The 4,046-nt window shown below is 77.0% G+C and carries 3 protein-coding genes; 1 reads left to right on the top strand and 2 read right to left on the bottom strand.

Annotated features, from left to right (window positions below; translation table 11 throughout):
* Positions 1 to 374 precede the first annotated feature (374 nt).
* Together HLB09_RS20115 and HLB09_RS14050 are read right to left on the bottom strand one after the other, a co-directional pair.
* Positions 375 to 1,610, bottom strand: coding sequence for a PhoH family protein (locus HLB09_RS20115; RefSeq protein WP_212771104.1), 1,236 nt, complete (start codon positions 1,608 to 1,610; stop codon positions 375 to 377).
* A gap of 406 nt (positions 1,611 to 2,016) precedes the next feature.
* Positions 2,017 to 2,781: an isoprenyl transferase gene (locus HLB09_RS14050; RefSeq protein WP_322790196.1), complete on the bottom strand. Its 765-nt coding sequence runs from the start codon at positions 2,779 to 2,781 to the stop codon at positions 2,017 to 2,019.
* Positions 2,782 to 3,013: 232 nt separating this feature from the next.
* On the opposite strand from HLB09_RS14050, the gene trhA reads away from it, so the two are divergent.
* Positions 3,014 to 3,745: a PAQR family membrane homeostasis protein TrhA gene (gene trhA / locus HLB09_RS14045; RefSeq protein WP_246235462.1), complete on the top strand. Its 732-nt coding sequence runs from the start codon at positions 3,014 to 3,016 to the stop codon at positions 3,743 to 3,745.
* The last annotated feature ends 301 nt before the right edge of the window (positions 3,746 to 4,046 follow it).

Genomic DNA, 4,046 nt, shown 5'->3' with positions numbered 1-4,046 from the left:
GCCCGCGGCGCGCGCGGCGGCGTGCCGGGCGGGCCCCCTCCGGACGGTGGGGCGGGCGGTCGGGTGGGCGGTGGGGTGAGCGGGAGTGCGGTCGGTCGGGCGGCGTCGCTGCCACGGTGCTCGGTCGGTCTGGCGGTGACGGCCCACGGTGCGGTCGACCTCTCCTCGGGCGCACCCGGCGGGCGCGCGGAGGAGCCACCGTGCATCACGGAACGGTCACGGGTCAAAACACGCGGCGCTACCGGCGTGCGCCTGCGCTCCCGCTGTGCTACCCGCCGTGACGACGGGGGGGCCTCCGGCCCCGGTCGGCGGGCCCCCCGCACCGCCGCGTCACCGCTGGTGACGACGGGACCGCCGCCCCCCGCGCCGGCCCCCTAGGGCTCGAGGCCCTCCAGCAGCTCGGTGACGAGCGCGGCCACGGGCGAGCGCTCCGAGCGCGTGAGCGTCACGTGCGCGAAGAGCGGGTGGCCCTTGAGCTTCTCGATGACCGCGGCGACGCCGTCGTGGCGGCCCACGTGGAGGTTGTCGCGCTGGGCGACGTCGTGGGTGAGGACCACGCGGCTGCCCTGCCCGATGCGCGACAGGACGGTGAGCAGCACGCCGCGCTCGAGGGACTGCGCCTCGTCGACGACGACGAAGGCGTCGTGGAGGCTGCGGCCGCGGATGTGGGTGAGCGGCAGCACCTCGAGCAGGTCGCGGGCCATGACCTCCTCCACGACCTCGGGGCTCACGAGCGCCCCGAGGGTGTCGAAGACGGCCTGGGCCCAGGGGCCCATCTTCTCCGCCTCGGTGCCCGGCAGGTAGCCGAGGTCCTGGCCGCCGACGGCGTACAGGGGTCGGAAGACGACGACCTTCTTCTGCGTGCGGCGCTCGAGCACGGCCTCCAGCCCTGCGCACAGGGCCAGGGCGGACTTGCCCGTCCCCGCCCGCCCGCCGAGGCTGACGATGCCGAGGTCGGGGTCCAGCAGCAGGTCGACGGCGACCCGCTGCTCGGCGCTGCGGCCCCGGACGCCGAAGACCTCGCGGTCGCCCCGGACGAGCCGCACGGACTTGTCCGCCGCCACCCGCCCCAGCGCCGAGCCGCGCGGGCTGAGGAGCACGAGGCCCGTGTGGACGGGCAGCTCGGCCGCTCGAGGGTCCTCCAGCCGCTCCTCGCCGTACAGCTGCGCCATCGCCGCCTCGTCGAGCTCGAGCTCGGCGAGCCCGGTCCACCCGGAGTCGACCGCGGCGTCGGCCCGGTACTCCTCGGCGGGGAGCCCGAGGGCCGACGCCTTGACCCGCATGGGGGTGTCCTTGCTGACGACGACGACGTCGCGCCCCTCGGCCGACAGGTTGCGCGCGACGGCGAGCACCCGGGAGTCGTTGTCGCCGAGGCGCAGCCCGGCCGGCAGGGAGGTCGGGTCGACGTGGTTGAGCTCGACGTGCAGGGTGCCGCCGTCCGAGCCCACGGGCACCGGCCCGTCGAGGCGGCCGTGGCGGGCCCGCAGGTCGTCGAGGAGCCGCAGGGCCGTGCGCGCGAAGTAGCCGACCTCCGGGTGGTGGCGCTTGGCCTCGAGCTCGACGACGACGACGAGCGGCAGCACGACCTCGTGCTCGGCGAAGCGCAGCATCGCGTGCGGGTCCGAGAGGAGGACGGAGGTGTCGAGGACGTACGTGCGCGCGGGGGTGGTGGCCACGAGGTGCTCCTCACCCGCCCGCGCGCCGCCGCGCGGGCGGCTACTCGACGGGCTGGGCCGGCGGGGCGGGCCGTGCCGCGAGCGCTCCCCCGGCCCCGCGACGAGCGGGCGCGGCGGCGGCCGGCTCCCCGTCCACGGGTGCTGCTGGGGCGTGCGCCACGTCCGACCTCCCGGGGCGACGGGTCGGTCCGCCGCCGTCCCCGACGCTAGACCGCAGGGCCCGCCGCGCCGGGGAGCGCCCGGGCGCGTCGCGCGGACGGGTGAGCGGCGCGAGCGGCGCCCGTGACGGGTGGGCACGACGAGGCTCGTGGGACGTCGGCGGGCCGACGAGGCGGGGTCGTCAGGATCCGTAGCGGCGCTCGCGCGCGGCGTAGGCGCGCAGCGCGCGGAGCAGGTCCACGCGCCGGAAGGCGGGCCAGAGGGCCTCGCAGAAGTAGAACTCGCTGTGCGCGCTCTGCCACAGGAGGAAGCCCGAGAGCCGCTGCTCGCCGGAGGTGCGGATGACGAGGTCCGGATCGGGCTGGCCCTTGGTGTAGAGGTGCTCGGCGATGTGGTCGACGGTGACGACCTCGGCCAGCTCCTCCACCGTGCGCCCGGCCGCCGCCTCCTCGCGGAGCAGCGAGCGCACCGCGTCGGCGATCTCCTGGCGGCCGCCGTAGCCGATGGCGACGTTGACGTGGAGGCCGCCGTCGTCGCGCGTCGACGCCGCCGCCGCGGCGAGCCGCTCGGCCGTGTCCGGGGGCAGCAGGTGGAGCGCGCCGATCGGGTGCACGCGCCAGCGGCCGGTGGCGACGAGGCCGAGGACGGCGTCCTCGATGATGCCGAGGAGCTCGGAGACCTCGTCCGGGTCGCGCCGGAGGTTGTCCGTCGAGAGCAGGTAGAGCGTGACGACGCGGACGCCCGCGTCCTCGCACCAGCCGAGGAAGTCGATGATCTTGTCGGCGCCGCGGCGGTGGCCCGCGTGCGCGGCGAGCCCCGACTGGCGCGCCCAGCGGCGGTTGCCGTCGAGGATGACCCCCACGTGGTGGGGGCCCTCCGGGCTGCGGCCGACCGACGCCACGAGACGTCGCTCGTAGGCCCGGTACAGGAGGTCGCGCAGGGCCACGCACCGCACGCTACTCCGGCGCCGTCCGGCGCTCCTCGCCGACGGCGGACGGCCGCCCCGGGCACGTCTACGCTCGTCCGGTCGTCCTGCGGGGAGGGCGGGTGCGACAGCACGGGCGGACGCCGGCGGCGCCCGCCGACGCGGGTGCGGAGGAGGCCACGTGGACCAGGCGCGCAGCGGCAGCGGCCGCGGGGGTGCCCCGGCGGCACCGGAGCCGGGCGACGACGGGGCGCTGCGCTCCGCCGACCCGGGCAGCCCCGAGGAGGCGCGGACGGCGCCCACCGCCGGCGACGGCGGGCGGCGCGGCCCGGGCGGCGCCGTCAAGCCCCTGCTGCGGGGCTGGTTGCACCTCGGCATGTTCCCGCTCGTCCTCGCCGCCGGCATCGTGGCCGTCAGCCTCGCGCCGACGACCGAGAGCCGATGGGCGATGGCGGTCTTCGGGCTCACCGCGGCGATGCTCTTCGGCGTCAGCGCGCTCTACCACCGCGGACGCTGGTCGCCGCGCACGCAGGTGCTGCTCAAGCGGTTCGACCACTCGAACATCTTCCTCATCATCGCGGGCACCTACACGCCCTTCGCCGTCCTGCTCCTGCAGCCCGGCCCCCAGCGCGTGCTCCTGCTCGTGGCCTGGATCGCCGCCCTCGTCGGCATCGCGTTCCGGATCTTCTGGGTGGGCGCGCCGCGCTGGCTGTACGTGCCCGCCTACGTCGCCATGGGCTGGGTCGCCGTGGCCTTCCTCCCGCAGTTCCTCGAGGGGGGCGGGCCCGCCGTGCTCGTCCTCGTCGTCGTCGGGGGCCTGCTCTACACCGCCGGCGCGCTCGTCTACGGCCTCAAGCGGCCCGACCCCAGCCCGCGGTACTTCGGCTTCCACGAGATCTTCCACGCGCTCACCGTCGTGGCCTTCGTCTGCCACTACGTCGCGGCCTCGCTCGCGCTCTACAGCGGGGACCTCCCGACGTCCTGACGCCGGACCGGGGCGGGGCCTGCGCCGTCCCGGCGCCGAGCGGCGGCCCCTCCGCCCGCGCCCGCAGGCGAGGTGTGGCCATGTCGCCCCTCGGGACGGCGTCGACGGGGCGACATGGCCGCACGTCGCCTCCCTCCCGCGCCTCGACGGCGACATGGCCGCACGTCGCCCTCGCAGGCGGCGCGGTCAGCGGCGGGCGCCGACGGCGGCGGCGAGCACCGCGGGGTCGGTGGTGGGGGCGTCGCAGACGTGTCCCCGGCACACGTAGGCGGTGGCGCGGCCGCCCACGAGCCCCCGGCCG

Source organism: Pseudokineococcus marinus (genome assembly GCF_013004605.1).
In the GTDB taxonomy this organism is placed as follows: Bacteria; Actinomycetota; Actinomycetes; order Actinomycetales; family Quadrisphaeraceae; genus Pseudokineococcus; species Pseudokineococcus marinus.
The sequence above is the reverse complement of the archived record's forward strand: the minus strand, read 5'-3'. Positions and strand labels throughout refer to the sequence as shown.

Coding starts and splice junctions, on each gene's coding strand:
- HLB09_RS20115 (WP_212771104.1), bottom strand. CDS start 1,610: ATGCTGCGCTTCGCCGAGCACGAGGTCGTGCTGCCGCTCGTCGTCGTC.